The following is a 19833-nucleotide window of genomic DNA, read 5'->3' as shown; positions in this document are numbered from 1 at the left end:
ATTAGTCATTTGTTGATTGTTTACAACTCCTAAACGGATTACTATATTTTTGTCAATGCTTTGATTAAGTCATAAAAAGGTTGCCAATCATCTTCGCTGGTAATAGGATGCCAAATGGCTTCAATTATTGGTCTAAGAGGTATAATTTGGGGGTTAGCTCGATCGAGATTATTTTTAATATTGTCTAATTCTTCCCTAACAAAATTTTCTAAAGCCTGATGATATAATCCTCGCCATCTTTGTAAATTAGAGGATTTTATTTCCATATTTTCTAAGATTAAATCTGGGTTTTCGTGCCAACCATAGTTAAATTGAGACGCTAAATCTGCAAAAAATTGATGATAAATATATTGACTTTCTTTTAATAAATTAATAGTTTCCGTAACTAAATTTTTGCCTAAATTATCTGGTAATTTTTCAAATCCCAATTTTTTGATCATAAAACTATGGTAGAATTTATCATAATAATTATCATAATAGGATAACTTTGTTTGTAACGCTTCAAAGGGTATTACTAAAGCCAAGGGTTTTTGTAATAATTCCAAATTCCAACGACAAATTAAAGGCTGATTACCATAACTATATCTACCACCGTAGTCGAAATAAGCTGCTGTAAACAGAGGATCATATGTATTAATAAAAGCATAAGGGCCATAATCAAAACTTTCTCCTGTGATAGACATATTATCGGTATTAAGGACACTATGACAAAAACCAGCCCCCATCCACTGAGCACTCAATAAAGCGATTCTTTCGACTAATTCCCCATAAAAATCAATATAAGGAGTTTCAGAAGTCGTTAAATGGGGATAATAGTAATAAATTACATGATCTAAGAGATTTTTAATTAAATCGGGACGTTGTAAATAGTGAAGTCTCTCAAAACTGCCAAAACGGATATGAGATTGACTAAATCTTACCATCACAGAGCTACGAGTAGGGGAAGGTTCATCCCCCCGCCATAAAGATTCTCCCGTTTCAATGAGGGAAAGACAACGGGAAGTATTTACTCCTAAACGATGTAATGCTTCTCCGGCAATAACTTCTCTGACTCCCCCTTTAAGAGTTAATCTACCATCTGCTTGACGAGAATAGGGGGTTCGTCCCGATCCTTTTGTGCCAAAATCATATAATAGTCCATCTTGTCCTCTAATTTGACCATACAGAAATCCTCTACCATCTCCTAATTGCGGATTATAAGCGCCAAATTGATAACCATGATATTTTAAGGCTAAACATGGTCTAATTCTTTGAAATTTGCCAAAGGCTTCTATCCAATCATTCTCGGTAACACTATTTCTATCTATGCCCATGAGGGGTAATAAGTCTTGATTGGCAAATCTTAATATATGTTGGGGAAATTCTGCAGGAATAACTTCTTCATAATAATAATCCCCTAAGTTTTCGATCGCCATTTCATATTCGAGAGAAAGAAAAGGATTCTTCATAATAATTTACAATTAACAATTTACAACTACCAGTGAACCATGAATAGGAATAGGTTATGGAAATAATTGACAATATATATAGCAAAACTATGAGATATGAACATATTGTCAAAAGGGAAAGCTCTTGATACACAATGGTTTTTATTGTTTCTTTCATCTCCTGTGTTGTATCTATTGTGATACTTAATTTTTCTATGTATTCTTACTCTTGTTTTTGATGTATTACCTTCATTAATAATTTTTTACACTCATCCAGATTAATTATCGATCGAATAATTGTCAATTATAAATTGCCGTGTTATAATCAGAGTTGACGAGATTAAGTATCGGTTTAAAGATTTTGTTTAAGATATTCACGAGTATTTCGAGTTTTCGATTGACAAGCTTCTCTCCGAATTGCGAATCTTAAAGACTATATTGTATTTGGAGAAAGTTTATGTCTATATATGTAGGTAATTTATCCTATGAAGTTACAGAAGCCCATTTAACCTCTGCCTTTGCGGATTTTGGAGCGGTTAAAAGAGTATATTTACCCACCGATCGTGAAACTGGGCGTATGCGCGGTTTTGGTTTTGTGGAAATGAGTACCGATGCCGAAGAAGATAAAGCTATTGAAGCCTTAGACGGTGCAGAATGGATGGGTCGTGACATGAAAGTTAACAAAGCTAAACCCCGTGAGGAAAATAACTCTCGCAGTCGTGGTGGCGGCGGCGGCGGAAGAAGAAATAGTTTTTCTCGTAGTTACTAATATCATATTTAGTCTAACTATAAAAATATTATTTTTTACCGTTTACCCCTAAGTAAGTAAAATTTAGCCTCTTTTCAGTTTTGAGAAGGGGTTTTTTTTTCGTGCAAGATTAATGTAAAATCAGGGATGTTCAATCTACTCTTAATCTAATTTACTGTGAAAATTTCTGTTTACCATACCCCTGAATCTACTCCTGATAACGATATTCCCGATTGTGCGATCGTCATTGACGTATTAAGAGCTACAACTACAATCAATACAGCACTAAATAATGGCGCAAAATCTGTGAAGGCTTTTAGTGATGTAGATTTGTTATTGGCAGAAAGTAATCTTTTACCTCCCGCATCTCGGTTAACACTGGGGGAAAGAGGAGGGAAAAAGGTAGATAGTTGCGATTTAGGTAATTCTCCTTTAGATTGTTCATCCGAAATGGTAGCACAGAAACAATTATTTATTAGTACAACAAACGGTACTCGTGCATTACAAAGAGTTACTTCTGCTTCCACTGTCATAACAGGGGCTATTATTAATTATGGTGCAGTGGTTAATTATCTACAAAAAAAACAACCTGAAACTTTGTGGTTACTAGGTTCGGGATGGGAAGGAGGTTATTCTTTAGAGGATACTGTATGTGCGGGAGCGATCGCATCTGGGTTAGTGGATTTGAATAATAGTGATAATATAGGTAATGATGAAGTAGTAGCCTCGATCGCTTTGTATGATCAATGGAAAGATAATTTATTAGGATTATTTCGTTTATCGAGTCATGGAAAAAGATTACTAAAATTAAATTTAGATGAAGATTTGAAATATTGTTGCCAAGAAAATATTATTTCGACATTTGGCATACAAACAGAAAAAGGAGTGTTAACTCTTGGGTGTTAGAAATTAGGAATTAGGTAATAGCTGATAGCTAATTCCTAATAACTAATAACTAATAGCTAATTTTTAGTGAAGAGACGAAAATAAGTTGATGTCATTAATTCTTTAATGGGAAAAGCTATATAAGTTAACGGATTGATGGTAACGATAATATCTCGAAAATCTCTTACTGCTAAGTTAACAATTTGTTTGGCTACCCAATCGGCAGACATGATACCAATGGGGTTAAGATTACTCTTAAAAGGGCCTAAAATCAATTTCCTAATAACGCAAGGTGCATTAATTCGTTTCATTGTGACTAATTCCCCCATTGTCCGCTTACTCATTTCATAAAGAGGACTGAATGCGGGGTTAACTTCTGCTTCGGAGGTGTTTACCCATATTTCTTTTGTGGCTTTATGTTCATTATTTCGTACAGTTGTTAAGAATAATTCCATTAAACGCCAACCCGAAAAGGTATTAATTTCATAGGAGTTTTCAATGGCATCTGCACTTATATCTCCATGAACATTAATACCGTGATTGATAATTAAAATGTCTGTTTTCTCTAAAATACTATTAAGTTTTGATTCTTCTCCAATTTGCCAAGTAATAGTTTTAATAGAAATTTGCTCATTTTTATTATTAATAAATAGTGGTTTTTCTTGAGACGTTAAAGCGGTGACTTTTGCCCCTTTTAAATATAATTGTTTAATTAATTCTTGTCCTAATGTGCCATTTGCACCAGTGACGGCAATTTTTTTTCCTTTTAAAGACAATGCAGTTCCTATGACTCGATCGACTATAGTTAATGTACCGCAAAAATAAGCATTTTGATCATCAAAGTGATGTCGCCAATGATAGGGACGATTGACGAAAAAATTGGCAGGAATACTGGTAAAATCTCCTTGACGGTGGGTAACGTCTGTAATTTCATCAGCTAATGGTACACCTAAACCCCTTGCGATGGCACCACCAGTAAAAGTTAAAGTATAGAGTGATCCTATCCATACTAACCATTGATAACTTGGAGACATCCATCCTTGAGAGATGATGAGAAAGGCAAAACCAATGCTAAATAAAAGCATAACGAGGGATTCAGGTAAGTCGTTATACCAATTAGCTTGACGATAAATTTCTTCGCTGTTGACGGATAAATCCGGTTTGAATACTCGATGATGCCAGTTGTGTAAACGCCCCAAAGGTTGCCAAATATGTGCTAAAAAGTGATAGCAGTCTCTGACTAATTCTACCCATATTAGAGATATTAGCGCGATCGAGATTGCCATGAAAAGTGAACTATTAATCATTGGTAAAATAAATTTATAAAAATCATCTAAAACTATAGGACATTTTAACAATTAATAATATCCCTAGTAGTAGAATGTAGAATTTAGAATAAAAAACCTTTAATGATATACAGTATAATTGACGAAGTTTCATGTCAAAATTTTATCTTATTTTATGATAAATAATATTCGATCGTCTCATCAATTGTGGCTAAAAATAGTTATTATTATTGTGATTCTTTTTGGTGTTTTTTTTCGAGTCACTAATATTGATAAAAAAATTTATTGGCATGATGAAGTTTATACTTCTTTAAGGGTAAGTGGTTATACAGAAGAATATGTAACTAATCAATTATCTAATGGTAATTTAGTTACACCAAAAGATATTCAAAAATTTCTAAATTTACAGCCAGAAACTACCTTTACTGATACTTTAAAAGTTTTAAAAACTGCACCTGAACATCCACCATTGTACTATTTATCTTTAAGATTTGTACAGGATATTTTTGGTAGTTCAATTCTTGTGAATAGAGGTGTAGCTGTTTTTTTTAGTCTGTTATGTTTTCCTTCAATTTATTGGTTAAGTTTGGAACTTTTTGGCAATAATTTTGTGGCTTTAATTACTCTTGGTTTTTTTTCTATTTCTCCTTTTCATGTTCTTTATGCACAAGAAGCGAGACAATATAGTTTATGGACTTTAACTATTATTTTATCTCTTTTATTTTTTTTGAAAGCTATTAAAAGTAATAAAAAATCTCATTGGCTTTTATATAGTGCCACTTTAACCCTAAGTTTTTATACTGCACTTCTCTCTCCTTTATTATTCATAACCAATACTATTTATCTTTATCTTTCAAAACTTAATTTTTCTCGTCAAATAAAAAATAATTTTTGGTTTTATAGTTTAATCTCCTTTATTTTATTCACTCCTTGGGCGATAATTTTTATCCTAAATCCATTAATATTAGTTAGAAGAACAAATTGGTTAAATCAGAGTTCTTCCATTGATGAATTAGGGTTCACTTTATCTAAGAATTTTATGAGATTATTTTTTGATTTTCCATTAGATAAAAGAATCTTTTTTTCATTCGCTTTGATCTTAATTTATCTAATTCTTAAAACTTTATTAATTTTAGGTAAAACTACTAATAAATATAAATATATCGAATTATATCTAATATTATTGATTGGGATTCCACTTTTAGCCCTTCTTTTACCTGATTTAATTATAGGGGGAAGAAGATCTAGTATTTCTCGTTATTTGATTCCTAGTTATTTAGGTACTCATTTAGTTGTAGGTTACTTTTTTTATTATAAGATTGATCATTATAAGTCTCAAATTTGGTCAATTATTTTAGTGATTATATTTACTGTATCAATGACTTCTAACATCATGCTTCATAATGCTGAAATATCTTGGAATAAAAACCATCCGTCACATCCTCCACAAGTATCTAAAATTATTAACCAAAGTGAAAAACCTTTATTAATTGCCTCTTTAGAAGACAATTTTAGTTCTATTATAGCTTTAAGTTATCAACTAAAACTAGACGTAAAATTACATTTATTTCAAGAAAATACCGAACTTAAATATTATCCTGAATTTTCTCCTATTTATCTTTTCAATCCTTCTCCTTCTTTGATGAATAAAGTTGAAAATGTATATAATGCAAAATTAGAGCAAAAACATAAATTAGTTTATCAAGTTGTTCTACAATGATACCAACACTAACTTTTTTTAGTTATATTCTCCTATATCTCCCATTAATTATACTTGTGAAAATAATGGTAATAACATTCTAATTTTTACCTTTAAATATTAAATTTTTTTTTGAGACGTTGAGCAACTAATTCTACTTGTAAATTAGAAGGTAGAGACTGCAATTCATCAGCACTTATAATAACTTTTTTTTCCTTGTTTTCTTTCCTATCTAAATAAGCATAAAAAGCCTCTTTATTATCCTTATTTTTAAGAAAATATTGTTTCAATTCATCATCAGTCATAAAATATTTAAGCTCGATCATTATTTAGACATGGAATATATTAATAAAATTATTCATAAGAACTTTCTTAACATTTTATAACAAATATCTGACAAAGTTTTGACTTAATTATCTTAGAATTGATAATTAATATTTTTCTTCTAAATGTTTTAAAACATCATAAATACCGCCTATGTATAATAAATCTTTTGCCTTAAAACTAATAGAATCTTTTGATTTTATTCTTAACGTTATTAAAAATCCTACTAAAATAATTTGATACTGAGAATTTTTTATATCAATTTCTTTATCAATAAACATAAAAACTATTAGTTTATTTTTTTCAATTTCTTTCTTATTTATATACCAATTTACATCTAACATCGAATTACCTGTACGTGTTTTAACCTGTATTCCAATTTTTGGATTTTTTAATAAAGTTAAATCTATACCTCCATCATCTATACCATTTCCATATTTTTCATAATCTACTTTGTTAACAATATCTCCCAATCTTGTTTTAACCACAAATTCGCCTAATTTACCTTTAAAAAAATTATTGTAAATAGTTTTAGATTCAGCATTATTTCTATTCTTGGAATACTTATCAATCATATCAAAACAAAAGTTACTAATCATATCTATTTCCGATTGATTAATAATTGTTACTTCGCTATGAAACCCAATTAAATTAGACTCTAGTAAATTACCTTTTTTATATCTTTCTAAAAAATCTAATTGTTGTCTAATCAATAAATTAAGATAATAATCGGTTGTTTTTAAGGTAAATATTTGATTATCTTCTTGAATATTTAAACCTGTTAAATCTGATTCTTTGATACTAATTTGCTCTATTGATGCTCTTTCAAAAATACAATAATTTAAAATGACTCTTTCAAATAAACTATTTAATATTTTACTATCACTAAAGTCTGATTTTTCAAGGTTTGAATTAACAAATTCTGTTTTTTCTATTAAAGAATTACTAAAATTAACATTAATTAATTTTGTCTGAATAAATTTAACATAATTTATTTTTGTGAAAGCAAGATTTGAATTAGTAAGCTAAGACGCATTTAAGTTGCATTAATCAAATTTCCCTTATTCTTAAATTTTTTACTCCAATTTATTTCTAATTGATTCTCATTTAATAATCTTCTAATTGTTTTTTCTAATTGTTCTACATTTTCAAATTCTCGGTTAGCTATATATTCTTTTGCTGAATGCCATACTAATTCTATTAAATTATAATCTGGACTATAAGGAGGTAAATATTCCAATATTATATTCGGCAATTCCTTCTCTATTTTTTCTATTATCTCTTTCTTTTTATGAAAACTAGCATTATCTAATATTAGTACTATTTTTGGTCCTATTTTTTCAAAATCTTCTTTTTTATTTCCCTTCTTTATCCATTCTTCTTTTATTTCTTCATTCAGTTTCTTTAACTGTTCATAAAATGTCATAGAATCTCCTTTTTTAATTACATAACATACTCTTTTTTTATCTGAGTATCTTAAGCCACCCATCATATTTACTCTCCCTCTTCTTCTTATACCTTTGACAGTTTTTCTCTTACCTTTTTTTGTCCATAATTGTCTTCTTATTACTCTTAAACTAAACTCACATTCATCCCAAAACCATATCCGTAAATCATTTTCTCTTTCTTTACTTAATCTTATATATTCTTCTATTTTTTCTTTAAATAATTCTCTTTTTTCTGGATCTTGTTTATCTTCTAAACTATATTTTGACCCAATATAGACATATTTATTTTTTTTAATATCCTTTGTATTTGAGATTTACTTAACTTAATACCAGTTTCTTTTTCTAAGTGTTCCGATAATCTTTTTCCTGTCCAACGACCAAATTCATATCCAAAAGCACTCGGTTCTATATCTACTACTTTTAATAATAATTTTCGATATTCTGGTGTGGCTTTGTGATAATTTCCTTTTCTACTTTCATTCTGTAAACTTTCTATATTATTAGGGTTTCCATGAACTGCCCAATATGCAACTGTTCGAGTAGAGCAACCTAAAAAATCTGCGATTTCTTGGTAATTTTTACCATCATTTTCTAATAAAAATATTAAAATTCGTTCTCTTACTTCAGCTCTATCTTCTTTTTTTAAAGCATTTTGTAAATAATGTTTTTCTTCTAGTGATAAGAAATTTTTAATAGGCATAATTAAGATTAACAAATTTATTTGTGTTATTATGATTATAGACTATACAAGTGCGTCTTAGCTTAAGATCAGATTTACTAAACTTACTACCAAATAAATTTACTCCTAAACAAGCATTTTCAAAATTAGAGTTATTTAATGAACAATTATTAAAATTACAACTTACTAATATTGCTTTCTTAAAATTGATACCAATTAAATTAGAACCATTAAAATCAGAATCAGATAAGTTACTATGACATAGGATTGCATTTTCTAAATTGGAATAATTAAAATGACAATAACTACCAATAGATTTAATATTATTGTTTAATAAATCTAATGATGCTTTTTCTATTTTGATATTCACTAATTGTGAATTATTAAACTCAGTTAATTTTAATAAACATTCTTGAATATTTGCCTCATTTAAAGTACAGTTATTAAACTTTGTATGAGATAAATTCGACTTAATAAAAGTAGCTTTATATAAATTTGATCCTGAAAAATCACACCCATTTAGATTTGCATTTTCAAAATGACTATTTTCAGCATTAATCCCCTTTAAATCACTTCCTTCAAAATTAGTATTAACTAAAATAGTATCTGTAAAATCAGCACCTTTTAAATCACACCTAGTTAAATCAGCATTTGTTAAATTACATCCGCTTAAATCAGCACCTCGTAAATCATTTCCTTTCAAATTAATGTCGCTTAAATCTTCATTGCTAAGATTCTTCATTGCTAAGATTAATGTCTTCTAAATCATCGGTTTTAAAATAAACATTTTTTGTAAAATCTCTTTGACCTTCTTGATAAAATCTTAGTAATGTTTCTCTATCCATAACTTTATATCTCAATTAGCTTTGATTGATATTTCTCAATTTTATCCTCAAACAAGAAAGTCTATAATGAAAGTTTAAGGTAATTCTTATTAAGAAAATAATGGTTATTGCAACGGATACACTAATTACACCAGAAATATTTAAACCCGCCCGTTATTTAGGTAACGAATTGGGGGCAAAACATAAAGACTTCGACACCGCCAAAGTTAGATGGGTGTTGACTTATCCTGAAGTTTATGAGGTGGGAGCATCAAATTTAGGGCATATTATCCTCTACAATATCATTAACGCCCAACCAAGGCAAATGTGCGATCGAGCCTACTTACCTGCACCCGATTTAGCGATGAAGATGAGGGAGACGAATACCCCCTTATTTGCCCTTGAAACGAAACGAGACGTTAAAGAATATGATATTTTAGGATTTAGCTTGAGTTATGAACTAGGAGCGACTAATATCTTAGAAATGCTCAGTTTAGCTCACATTGCCTTAACTTGGCAAGAAAGAAAAGATACCGATTACCCTTTGATATTTGCAGGAGGACAAACCGCAACCTCAAACCCTGAGCCTTATGCAGACTTTTTCGACTTCGTGGCATTAGGTGACGGAGAGGAATTATTACCCGAAATTGGTTTAGTTATTGAAGAAGGCAAACGAGACGGTTTAACTAGAACAGAATTACTATTAGATTTAGCCCAAGTGCCGGGGGTATATGTACCTCAATTCTATGATATGCAATCCGATGGTAGTGTTAAGCCTAATCGTGATGATGTGCCTGAAAGGATTTTAAGACGGGTAGCTACACCAATGCCAGCCTATTCTATCGGATTAGTGCCTTATGTGCAAACAGTTCACGATCGACTCACCATCGAGATTAGAAGGGGTTGCACAAGGGGATGTCGTTTTTGTCAACCGGGGATGTTAACGCGCCCTGCCAGAGATGTTGAGCCAGAAGAAGTGATAAATAGCATCGTGGATGGCATGAAACAGACAGGATTTAACGAATTTAGCCTATTATCTCTCAGTTGCTCCGATTATCTCTCTTTACCTGCCGTTGGCATCGAAATTAAAAACCGTCTCCACGATGAAAATATCTCTTTATCCCTTCCCTCTCAAAGAGTCGATCGATTTGACGAAAACATTGCTAATATTATCGGAGGCACTCGAAAAGGTGGTTTAACCTTCGCTCCCGAAGCAGGTACTCAACGAATGCGTGATATAATCAACAAAGGCTTAACCAATGAGGAGTTATTGCGTGGTATCCAGACAGCCGTAAGAGAAGGTTGGAATCAGGTTAAACTTTACTTCATGATAGGCTTACCGGGGGAAACCGATGAGGATGTTATCGGCATCGTGGAAGCTGTTAAATGGTTGCGTCAAGAATGCCGTCACCTCAGCAACAGAAGGCTTGATTTTAACATCACCATCTCTAACTTTACCCCAAAACCCCATACTCCTTTTCAATGGCATTCCGTCTCGACATCGGAATTTATGCGTAAACGCAACATCCTTAAAGATGAATTTTATGGCATGAGGGGAGTTAAAGTTAATTATACCGATGTGCGTATCTCGGCGATCGAGGATTTTGTGGGTAGAGGAGACAGAAGACTTGCTCTCGTAGTGCGTAGGGCATGGGAATTGGGGGCTGGTATGGATTCATGGTGGGAAAACATCGACAAGGCTTATAAAGCGTGGCAAACTGCTATTGATGAAGCAGAATTAACTTGGAAGTATCGACTGGTAGAAAACGGCGAATGGAATCTATTTGAAGGTTTAACCCCCCTTAATCCCCCCTTAGAAGGTGCGAAATCTGAAGAATCTAAAACTCCCTCTCTTGCTGAAGAGAGGCTTGGAGAGAGGTTTTACAAGATGCCTTTACCGTGGGATCATTTAGATACGGGTATTGATAAACAATGGCTTGTGGAAGACTTAGAAAGGGCATTACAAGAGGCTAGTGTGCCTGATTGTGCCTTTGATGGTTGCAGTAGTTGCGGTGTTTGTAGCACTGATTTTGGGCATAATATTGTAGTGACTCCTCCTCCCATTCCCGAATATTTAGGAGAGTTTAAGCCTAACCAAGAAAAAGCCCAAAAATTACGAGTCTGGTTTGGTAAACAGGGAGATATGGCTTTAGTTAGTCACCTCGACTTAGTGCGTTTGTTCGATCGAGTTATCAGACGGGCGGGGATACCTATATCCTATACTGGGGGATTCCATCCCGGTCCTAAAATTTCGATCGCCCTTGCTTTATCATTAGGGATGACGAGTAATGGGGAAATCGTAGATTTTGAGAATCATACTCGGATGAATATTGATGAGTTTACGGAAAAATTAAAAGCTAATTTGCCTCTCGAAATCCCAATTTTTAAAGTGGAAGAATTGCCTGTTAAATCTCCGAAAGCCACGCAAATTTTAGAAAAAGCTGAATATTTTATTACGGTTTCTACCGATAATAAATATAGCCTTAGTCAGTGGGAAAATTGGCTTGATAATGTGGAAAATTCTAAGGAAATATTAATGCAAAAGACGGCTAAAACTGGTAAGAAAAAAATGGTCAATCTTAGAGAAAATTTAGAGAAAATCTCTTTAATTGATGAGAATTGGGAAGAATTAGATCAAGTTAAAATTAACTATATTGGCAGTGCTAAAAATGATGGTACTTTATTAACTCCTGAGCAAGTTTGCTTTATGTTAGAGCAAGTTAATCAAGAAAAAATTAGTCTTATTAAAGCTCATCGAGAAAGTATTATTTTAGCAGATCATATCACACAATAAACGATGGTAAGTTATACCTACTAAAAAATATGGTTCTTTCACTTTGGGTATGATAAATTATGTTTTAAAAAAGGTCTTAAGTATTAGGTGAAATTAAAACTGTTAATTTATAACAATTGCATTTTTAAAATGATTAAGACTATATTTAGCTGATAGCTAATTTATCATAACTACGGTAGAAAAGCCAAAAATATTAAAATAATAGAAAAATAATTAAGACTAAAATCGATTGCTTTAGATAACTTTATTTTGTGGCAAAAATAAGGGCTTTAGCCCTTACTAAAAACTTAATTATTCTGTAGCTTTTTTACTTTTTATTAAGATCATTTGTAATCCTAACCAACCAATAACAATATAAGCGATCGACAACATTAAACTACTAATTGAAGTCCGTAAACTTTGTTTTAAAGCGATGGTTTTTGCTTTGTTGATTTCTTTATTTTCTACTTCTTTAAGTTCATTTTGTAATCTAACTTCTACTTCTTGTAATTTAGCTTTTAATGCTTCAGGTTTTTGAGATAAATCTAACATTTGTTGTAGTTGATCTCTTTGGCTAGTGATTAATTCTAGCTGTTGTGGTTCAAGTTTTTGACCTTGTATTACTCCCCCGGCTTCGATGACTTGATTTCTTTGGGCAATTTCCTGTTTTAATTGTTCAGGATTTTTTGCGATCGCATCTAATTGAGCAACAAATCCTTGTATTTGTGCCTGTTGTTGTCCAACTTTTTCCGTAATTTGAGCCATTAAGTCACTACTAACACTGTTAATATTACTTAGATGTAAGGGAACTAATAATAAGAAAATTAAACCTAAAATACTGGCAATAATAAACACAGGAAGACGAATTATTTGTCCTGTTTTTTGGTTACTATTATTATCGTTAATCCACCATGCTATCAATAATAAAGAAATTGCCATTAAAGGAACAATACCTCGATCGACTAAACTATTAGTAATGGTGATTTGCCAATTTTGATCTTGAAATTGTAGGGGAAAAAGTAAAAAAAGATAGTCAATTAAAGATGAAATTAATAGGATACCACCAACTAATGTTAAGCAAAGACTAATAAAACTGGAACTAATTTTCATAGAATAAATATTAAATTACAAATAAGAAATTATGAATTTGACTTTCGGATTTTAGAGTAAAAATTTTAAAATCAGGATTTATGCAAAATTAATCATATAGTAAATGGTTGAGTACTTCAATTCATTTATTCTTCTATCCTCTATTAATAAACAAAAGGCTTACTATAACAGTCTTAAATAAGTTGTAATAAATGAAGTTAACAACAAAAGGTTATTATGCCGTCAAAGCATTATTAGATTTGAGTCTTCAATCTCATCATCAGCCTACTTCTGTAAATACGATCGCAAACCGTCAAAATTTACCGGCACCTTATCTGGAAAAAATTTTAATCAAAATTCGTCAGGCAGGATTAATTAAATCAGTTCGAGGATCTCAAGGAGGTTATATATTAGCATTATCACCTGAAAATATTTCTTTAGGAGATATTTTGATCGCCGTCGGGGATAAAGTGGAGCCTCTTTCTTTTGACAATTTTAACCATGAATCCCCAGAAGATTGGGTAACAATGACTTTGTGGCAACGCTTAAATCAGAAGTTAAAAGAAGCTATTTTTAGTATTACTTTAGCCGATTTATATTATGATGCTCGTAGTCGTCAAGCCTCTCAAGGAGAACAAAATAATTTTATTATTTAGGAGTTGAGGAAAAAGTCTTTCTACATTGTTATCTTACTTTCCTAATTCTTGAGAACGTTTATAGGCGGCCGTCACCGCCGAAATTACAGCATGACGGAAGCCATTTTCTTCCAATTGTGCAACCCCTGCGATCGTAGTTCCCCCCGGACTGGTAACTTGATCTTTTAAAATAGCAGGATGTAAATTTTGTTGTTTAATCAATTCTGCGGTACCTAGTACAGTTTGAGTAGCTAATTGAAGGGCGATCGATCGAGGTAAACCAGAAGCCACTCCCCCGTCAGCTAAAGCCTCAATCATCAACGCTACAAAAGCAGGGCCAGATCCTGATAAACCTGTCACCCCATCCATTAAATATTCTGGGACAGAAATTACAGATCCGATCGCACTAAACAAAGATAAAGTAACATTTAATTGAGTTTCCGTCACCATCTTATTGGGGGATAATGCCGTCATGGCTTGTCCCACCATTGCAGGAGTATTTGGCATAACTCGCACAATAGGAAAATCAGGAAAACCATTCGCCAATTTTGCTAAAGAAACTCCGGCTAAAATAGACAAAATTAAAGGTTTTTGACCAGAGTTAAAATGGAGATTGGAAATGACTAGGTTAAAAATCTGGGGTTTAATTGCTAAAAGCAACACTTCAGAGTTATCTAAAATGTCTTGATTGTTACCAGTAGTGGAAACACCATATTGATCTTGCCAAAATTGACGACGACTCGATAAAGGTTCACTGACAATAATGCTATCTGCTGAATAAATGTTGTTTTGTAGAAGACGGGAAATAATCGCTTCTGCCATTACTCCACCGCCAATAATACCTAATTTAAAAGACACCTTTACAGTTAATAAATAGTTAATAGTTAATTTTTATTGAGCAAGATTTGCATTCATTTCTGTCGTGTCATCATTCCAAAGAGGATCAGGAAAAGAATTATTTAAAGTATGGCTAGTTACCATTGGTTCTCTAACTTGATAGGAATTACCAGAAAGTGTACTAACCTTAACATTTCTAGGAGTAAATAAAAAAATACTTTCTCCAATTCTCTCTTGATTACCATCGATCGCATAAGTACCACCAGCGACAAAGTCCACTGCTCTTTGCGCTTCGTCTGGTTCCATTACATTCAAATTAAGTACTACACATCTTTGTTCCCTCAAAGTTTGAATTACTTGGGGAATTTCCTCGAAACAATGGGGTTCAATTACAACTACTTCATTCACGGCGTTACTAACTCCTGGCATTCCGATTACATTATTTGGTAGGACACTCGACATACTATTATCCATATAAGAAGATGAAGACATTTCCATTTTTAGGGGCGACTTTTCTCTCCGACGACGAGAAGAATTAGAAGATTCTACAGGAGTTTCAGAAGGTGATTCAGCTACAGAATCAACAGTTTTTTGCTCCTGAGATAAATCTTGGGTTGCCATGGTTTCGATCTCATCTTCATAATATTGGTAGTCTTGTTGTCCACCACCAATAATATCTTTTAATTTACCTAAAAAATTGCTCACTTGTTTATTTCCTCAATGACTTTAGTATAATAGTACAAACTTTGTGATTCCATAAAAAAAAATTATGGAGATTTTTCTTTACTTTATAATTTTGAGAGCAAAAATAAAACTTATTATACTAAGTTCTCGCATCCAATATAAAGTTTAGTACATGAAAGACGGTAAAACTAATGAGTAAATTCTAAGTAATTAGTATTTAACACTATAAAGTCAAAGAATAATGACATTGTTATGGAATTTTAAAAATTAGCAATATCAAAAAATCACAACAACTCCAAAAGTTATTACAGTGAATTTCCGTCTTAACTTGTAAAAACGATCGAAATATTAAGAATCATTAAAAAAAGTTTAAGTTAATCTATAAAAATAGTTAATAAATCTTTTACAACGGTACACTAATTAAAGGAAAGTTAAATTAAGATTAAATAAAAATATTGTCTTTATCAATAAATATCATAATCTTTGAGTTTATCTTTTTTTTTGCTGATGATCTATATCTCGATCGACCATAGCATATACTTAATTCTTAATGGCATTTTATGATACTAAACGGCAAAAAACTTGATAAATATTGTTATGATTTTATGACAAAAAACTCTTAATTTGTCTTGGAAAAACAGAAATTTAATAGGAGAAAATATGGGAAAACCCACAGGATTTTTAGAATTTATAAGAGAATTACCCGTTGATAAAGATCCCCTTGAAAGAATTCAGAATTGGGACGAATTTCATTTACACCTACCAGAAGAAAGACTCCGTAATCAAGGAGCAAGATGTATGGACTGTGGTACGCCATTCTGTCATACAGGAGAACTTATTAGTGGTATGGCTAGTGGTTGTCCCATTAATAACCTAATCCCTGAATGGAATGATCTTATCTATAGAGGATTGTGGAAAGAAGCACTCGATCGACTTCATAAAACAAACAACTTTCCTGAATTTACTGGTAGAGTCTGTCCTGCTCCCTGTGAGGGTTCTTGCGTACTAGGTATTAATAATCCTCCTGTTACTATCAAAAATATAGAATGTTCCATTATTGATCATGGGTGGGATCAAGGTTGGATTACTCCTCAACCTCCCGAAAAACGCACCGGGAAAAAAATTGCTGTAGTAGGATCTGGCCCTGCTGGACTTTCCGCCGCCGCCCAACTTAACAAGGCTGGCCATACTGTCACCGTTTATGAAAAAGACGATCGACCGGGTGGACTTTTAATGTATGGTATTCCTAATATGAAACTAGACAAAGAAAAAGTGGTCATGCGTCGTATTCGAGTATTGGAAGAAGAAGGAGTTAAATTTGTCTGTAATACTTCGATCGGGAAAGACATTTCGGCGCATACTTTAGTTCAAGAAAATGATGCCATAATCCTTGCCATTGGAGCAGGAAAACCCCGGGATTTGCCCATAGAAGGTCGATCTCTCAAGGGTATTTATTTTGCTATGGACTTCTTAACTGCTAACACCAAAACCGTTTTAAATGGCAATAAAGATGGTTTAATCTCTGCGGAAGGTAAAGACGTGGTAATTATTGGGGGTGGAGATACAGGTACAGACTGTGTTGGTACGTCAGTTCGTCACGGTTGTAACAGTGTCACTCAGTTAGAAATTATGCCACAACCTCCTGAAGTAAGAGCAAAAAATAATCCTTGGCCTGAATATCCCAAAGTCTATCGCCTTGACTATGGACAGGAAGAAGCCGCAGCCAAATTTGGAAATGATCCCAGAGTTTACACTACTACTGCTACTAAATTTGAAGGAGATGAAGAAGGTAATGTGATCGCTGTTCACACTGTAGAGGTAGAATGGGCAAGAGATGATCAAGGGCGTTTTATTCCTAACCCCATAAAAGGTACAGAAAAAAGACTTCCAGCTCAATTAGTACTACTTGCCATGGGTTTTTTAGGCCCTGAACAATTTTTATTAGAGCAAATGGGATTAGAAAAAGACAATCGTAGTAATATTAAAGCCGAATATGGCGAATATGCAACAAGTATTCCCAATGTATTCGCTGCGGGAGATTGTCGTCGGGGTCAAAGCCTTGTAGTATGGGCCTTCAATGAAGGTCGTGAAGTTGCCAGAGAGTGCGATCGATTTTTAATGGGTTACTCTGATTTGCCATAAGTTAGTTAACCTCAGTTCGAGATAAAATTTATTGGTAAAGACAAGGTGTTAGGTATTAGGTGTTTGGGTATTAGGTAAAAAATTGATAAAAAACTATTAATAATTGATTTTATTTAGATTGATTTAATTAAATAATTGAAAAAATTAATCTAAAGCCTAAAACCTACCTAGTATTTTTCTCCTGTTTTCTATCCTTGTGGGAATTGCCTAGAGCTGAACAGTTTGCTATATACTAAAAACATAATCAAATTAACTAAAAAATTTTATTCGTTTGCTGTATCGTGTAATTATTAATTCCACTCAAAAAGAAGATACTCTTATTCATCTATTGTCAGATCAAGAACATTATTTGCGTCGAGTCGTAAGATTGAATGATGGACAAGATTTTATTGCCTTAGATGGTAAAGGTAATAGTTGGCAGGTAAAATTAACCCCTCATGGCGGACAAATAATTAATTGTCTTCATGAAAATCGAGAGTTATTTTCTAGGGTAACTTTAATGGTGGCATTGCCTAAAGGTAATGGTTTTGAGGATATTATTCGTTGTGCGACTGAATTAGGAGTAAACTCATTACAACCAGTAATCACCGATCGAACAATCTTAAAACCAAAGGAGAATAAATTAGAAAGATGGCGTAAAATTGCCATGGAGGCGGCCGAACAATCAGAACGTCAAATAGTACCTTATATTTCTCCTCCAATACCAATTAAAAAAGCATTATCCCATTTTGGTAGTGTTGATATATCTAAATATATCGCTGTTGCTCGTACCAACGCTTCCCATTTACTCGATTTTCTTCTACAAGATTTATCGGCTCAAGAAATCGTTATTGCCACTGGATGCGAAGGTGGTTGGACAACAGAAGAAGTAAAAAGTGCGATCGAAACAGGCTTTCAAGAAATATCATTAGGGAAAAGAATACTAAGAGCTGTTACCGCACCGATTATGGTAATGGCATTAATTGCTGCCGTTGATGAAACAAAACACTTAAGTGAGAATCTCGTAAATAAATAATTTTTTTTGTTTTTGATAAATAATAATAATATAGCAATCCTATTTAAGCTATGAGAAAAATATCATGTAAAGGTGTAAGGTTTTAAAACAGTTTTAACGCTTTTGTCTTAATAATTTATTTCCCACAGATGATTTAGGATTACTCTTTAACAAATAAATCTATTATTTAATTCCTAAGTATTTAAAATGTTTGAAAAAATTAAATTAGCTATAGATAGCGAAAATTATGACGAAGCTAAAGAAATTTTAACCGAATTATTCTCAGAAAATAAAAATGATTTATGGATCAGATATTATCAAACATTAATCGTAGAAAAAGAAGGTAATTTAACTGAAGCGGAAGCTAATTATCGACAAATTGTAAAAGATAATATATATCCCGATCCTAAACTAATTAAATTAATTCGTGATGGTATAGAAAGAATAGTAAAAATAAATATAGAAAAACAAAAAATTAAAGATCAGGAAAACAAAGAAATACAAGAAAAAAAACTTCAAGAATTTAAAAGCCTAGAAAATAGTGCAGATTTAGCAGTGTTGATTTTAGAACCAGTAACCCTTGAACAGAAAAAAATATTAGCACCTAAATTCGCTAAAATTATGGATATGGATAACTATACTGCCACTTTACAAATCCCTACTCGAAGTTTAAGACTTTATAAAACTGGTAGTTTAGGAGAATTAAATTATTATCAATCAGAGTTATTTCAGGCTGAAATTCCTTGTTTTTGTCATCGAATAAAAAATATCAATAATATGAAAATTTATCAAGCTCAATATATTATTAGCCAAGAAGAATTGGAAGTAAATATTTTATGTGAAGATGGTAATCAAGAAGAAATAACTATTACTTTTAAATGGGAGGAGATTAATAATAAAGTTCAAGGTTTAATTCCTATTTTTGAGCAAACGTTACATTTAGATGCAAGACGAAAACCTCAGAAAAAAATATCAACTCTTGACTATGCAAAGTTTTATGATTTACACTTCATCTCTCAAAATTTAATTGTAAGATTTAGTGATCAATTTTATAAATTCGATCGAGGCTTAGAAATAGCAACAGAAGGGAAAACAGCGAAAGAAAAATGGCAACATATAATTGATTTTTTTAATACTAAAATAGCTGATAAACCCTTATGGTCTGACTTTACGTTATTTGCTGAAGGGGCAGTCCAATTTCCAGAAATGTTAAAACAAGTAAGCTCTCATATTAATCTTTTTCGCAGAGAAGAAACTGTCTGGGATGAAGCATTTCAACTTTATAGTGGTTTAATCTTCTTACAAACAAATTCATAAATAGGGGTTAGGGGTTGCTGAAAAAGTATTTTGATGAGGAAC

General features: G+C 32.1%; 16 protein-coding genes and 2 pseudogenes. 8 read left to right on the top strand and 10 right to left on the bottom strand.

From position 1 onward, the window contains the following. Positions 1-41: 41 nt before the first annotated feature. The gene (locus tag GM3709_RS16660; protein ID WP_066121382.1) at positions 42-1448 is read right to left on the bottom strand and encodes a YdiU family protein; all 1407 of its coding nucleotides are present in this window, start codon (positions 1446-1448) and stop codon (positions 42-44) included. Positions 1449-1884: 436 nt separating this feature from the next. Between GM3709_RS16660 and GM3709_RS16655 the strand changes: the two genes are divergently transcribed. Together GM3709_RS16655 and GM3709_RS16650 are read left to right on the top strand one after the other, a co-directional pair. Continuing rightward, positions 1885-2196: an RNA-binding protein gene (locus tag GM3709_RS16655; protein ID WP_066121380.1), complete on the top strand. Its 312-nt coding sequence runs from the start codon at positions 1885-1887 to the stop codon at positions 2194-2196. Positions 2197-2352: 156 nt separating this feature from the next. After that, positions 2353-3081 carry a 2-phosphosulfolactate phosphatase family protein gene (locus GM3709_RS16650; RefSeq protein WP_066121378.1) on the top strand — a complete coding sequence of 243 codons (729 nt, stop codon included), beginning with the start codon at positions 2353-2355 and terminating at the stop codon, positions 3079-3081. Positions 3082-3137: 56 nt separating this feature from the next. Here GM3709_RS16650 and GM3709_RS16645 read toward each other — a convergent pair whose 3' ends face one another. Further along, entirely contained in the window at positions 3138-4367 is a 1230-nt protein-coding gene (locus tag GM3709_RS16645; RefSeq protein WP_066122005.1) for a bifunctional sterol desaturase/short chain dehydrogenase, read from the bottom strand. A gap of 154 nt (positions 4368-4521) precedes the next feature. Here GM3709_RS16645 and GM3709_RS16640 point away from each other — a divergent pair, with 154 nt between their 5' ends. Continuing rightward, entirely contained in the window at positions 4522-6066 is a 1545-nt protein-coding gene (locus GM3709_RS16640; RefSeq protein ID WP_066121376.1) for a glycosyltransferase family 39 protein, read from the top strand. A 92-nt stretch (positions 6067-6158) separates the two neighbouring features. Here GM3709_RS16640 and GM3709_RS16635 read toward each other — a convergent pair whose 3' ends face one another. From GM3709_RS16635 to GM3709_RS16620, 5 genes and pseudogenes are all read right to left on the bottom strand, one after another. Beyond that, positions 6159-6350: a DUF6887 family protein gene (locus tag GM3709_RS16635; protein ID WP_231937586.1), complete on the bottom strand. Its 192-nt coding sequence runs from the start codon at positions 6348-6350 to the stop codon at positions 6159-6161. A 126-nt stretch (positions 6351-6476) separates the two neighbouring features. Beyond that, on the bottom strand, positions 6477-7082 hold the full coding sequence (locus GM3709_RS16630; protein WP_066121372.1) for a hypothetical protein: 606 nt from the start codon (positions 7080-7082) through the stop codon (positions 6477-6479). A gap of 180 nt (positions 7083-7262) precedes the next feature. After that, positions 7263-7346: pseudogene (locus GM3709_RS21910) on the bottom strand (hypothetical protein); the annotation flags it as partial. A gap of 59 nt (positions 7347-7405) precedes the next feature. Next, positions 7406-8517: pseudogene (locus tag GM3709_RS16625) on the bottom strand (IS630 family transposase). Beyond that, positions 8507-9238: a pentapeptide repeat-containing protein gene (locus GM3709_RS16620; RefSeq protein ID WP_066121370.1), complete on the bottom strand. Its 732-nt coding sequence runs from the start codon at positions 9236-9238 to the stop codon at positions 8507-8509. The pseudogene GM3709_RS16625 and the gene GM3709_RS16620 overlap by 11 nt, the downstream one beginning before the upstream one ends. 203 nt (positions 9239-9441) lie before the next feature. Here GM3709_RS16620 and GM3709_RS16615 point away from each other — a divergent pair, with 203 nt between their 5' ends. Then, the gene (locus tag GM3709_RS16615) at positions 9442-12114 is read left to right on the top strand and encodes a TIGR03960 family B12-binding radical SAM protein (protein ID WP_066121369.1); all 2673 of its coding nucleotides are present in this window, start codon (positions 9442-9444) and stop codon (positions 12112-12114) included. 291 nt (positions 12115-12405) lie between these two features. Here GM3709_RS16615 and GM3709_RS16610 read toward each other — a convergent pair whose 3' ends face one another. Then, positions 12406-13203 carry an HpsJ family protein gene (locus GM3709_RS16610; RefSeq protein WP_066121367.1) on the bottom strand — a complete coding sequence of 266 codons (798 nt, stop codon included), beginning with the start codon at positions 13201-13203 and terminating at the stop codon, positions 12406-12408. Between the two features lie 191 nt (positions 13204-13394). Here GM3709_RS16610 and GM3709_RS16605 point away from each other — a divergent pair, with 191 nt between their 5' ends. Then, positions 13395-13838, top strand: coding sequence for an RrF2 family transcriptional regulator (locus GM3709_RS16605; protein ID WP_066121365.1), 444 nt, complete (start codon positions 13395-13397; stop codon positions 13836-13838). Positions 13839-13871: 33 nt separating this feature from the next. Here GM3709_RS16605 and proC read toward each other — a convergent pair whose 3' ends face one another. Together proC and GM3709_RS16595 are read right to left on the bottom strand one after the other, a co-directional pair. Then, positions 13872-14675: a pyrroline-5-carboxylate reductase gene (gene proC / locus GM3709_RS16600; RefSeq protein ID WP_066121363.1), complete on the bottom strand. Its 804-nt coding sequence runs from the start codon at positions 14673-14675 to the stop codon at positions 13872-13874. 33 nt (positions 14676-14708) lie between these two features. After that, positions 14709-15359 carry a cell division protein SepF gene (locus GM3709_RS16595; protein WP_066121361.1) on the bottom strand — a complete coding sequence of 217 codons (651 nt, stop codon included), beginning with the start codon at positions 15357-15359 and terminating at the stop codon, positions 14709-14711. Between the two features lie 639 nt (positions 15360-15998). Between GM3709_RS16595 and GM3709_RS16590 the strand changes: the two genes are divergently transcribed. From GM3709_RS16590 to GM3709_RS16580, 3 genes are all read left to right on the top strand, one after another. After that, complete coding sequence (locus GM3709_RS16590; protein WP_066121359.1) at positions 15999-17480, top strand: glutamate synthase subunit beta; 1482 nt, start codon at positions 15999-16001, stop codon at positions 17478-17480. 271 nt (positions 17481-17751) lie between these two features. Then, on the top strand, positions 17752-18495 hold the full coding sequence (locus tag GM3709_RS16585; protein ID WP_066121357.1) for a 16S rRNA (uracil(1498)-N(3))-methyltransferase: 744 nt from the start codon (positions 17752-17754) through the stop codon (positions 18493-18495). A 186-nt stretch (positions 18496-18681) separates the two neighbouring features. Then, entirely contained in the window at positions 18682-19791 is a 1110-nt protein-coding gene (locus GM3709_RS16580) for a tetratricopeptide repeat protein (protein WP_066121355.1), read from the top strand. Positions 19792-19833: the final 42 nt, after the last annotated feature.

Origin of the sequence: Geminocystis sp. NIES-3709, from assembly GCF_001548115.1 — a bacterium.
Classification (GTDB): Bacteria; Cyanobacteriota; Cyanobacteriia; order Cyanobacteriales; family Cyanobacteriaceae; genus Geminocystis.
Note: the sequence above shows the minus strand (reverse complement) of the source record. Positions and strands in the feature narration are given on the sequence as shown.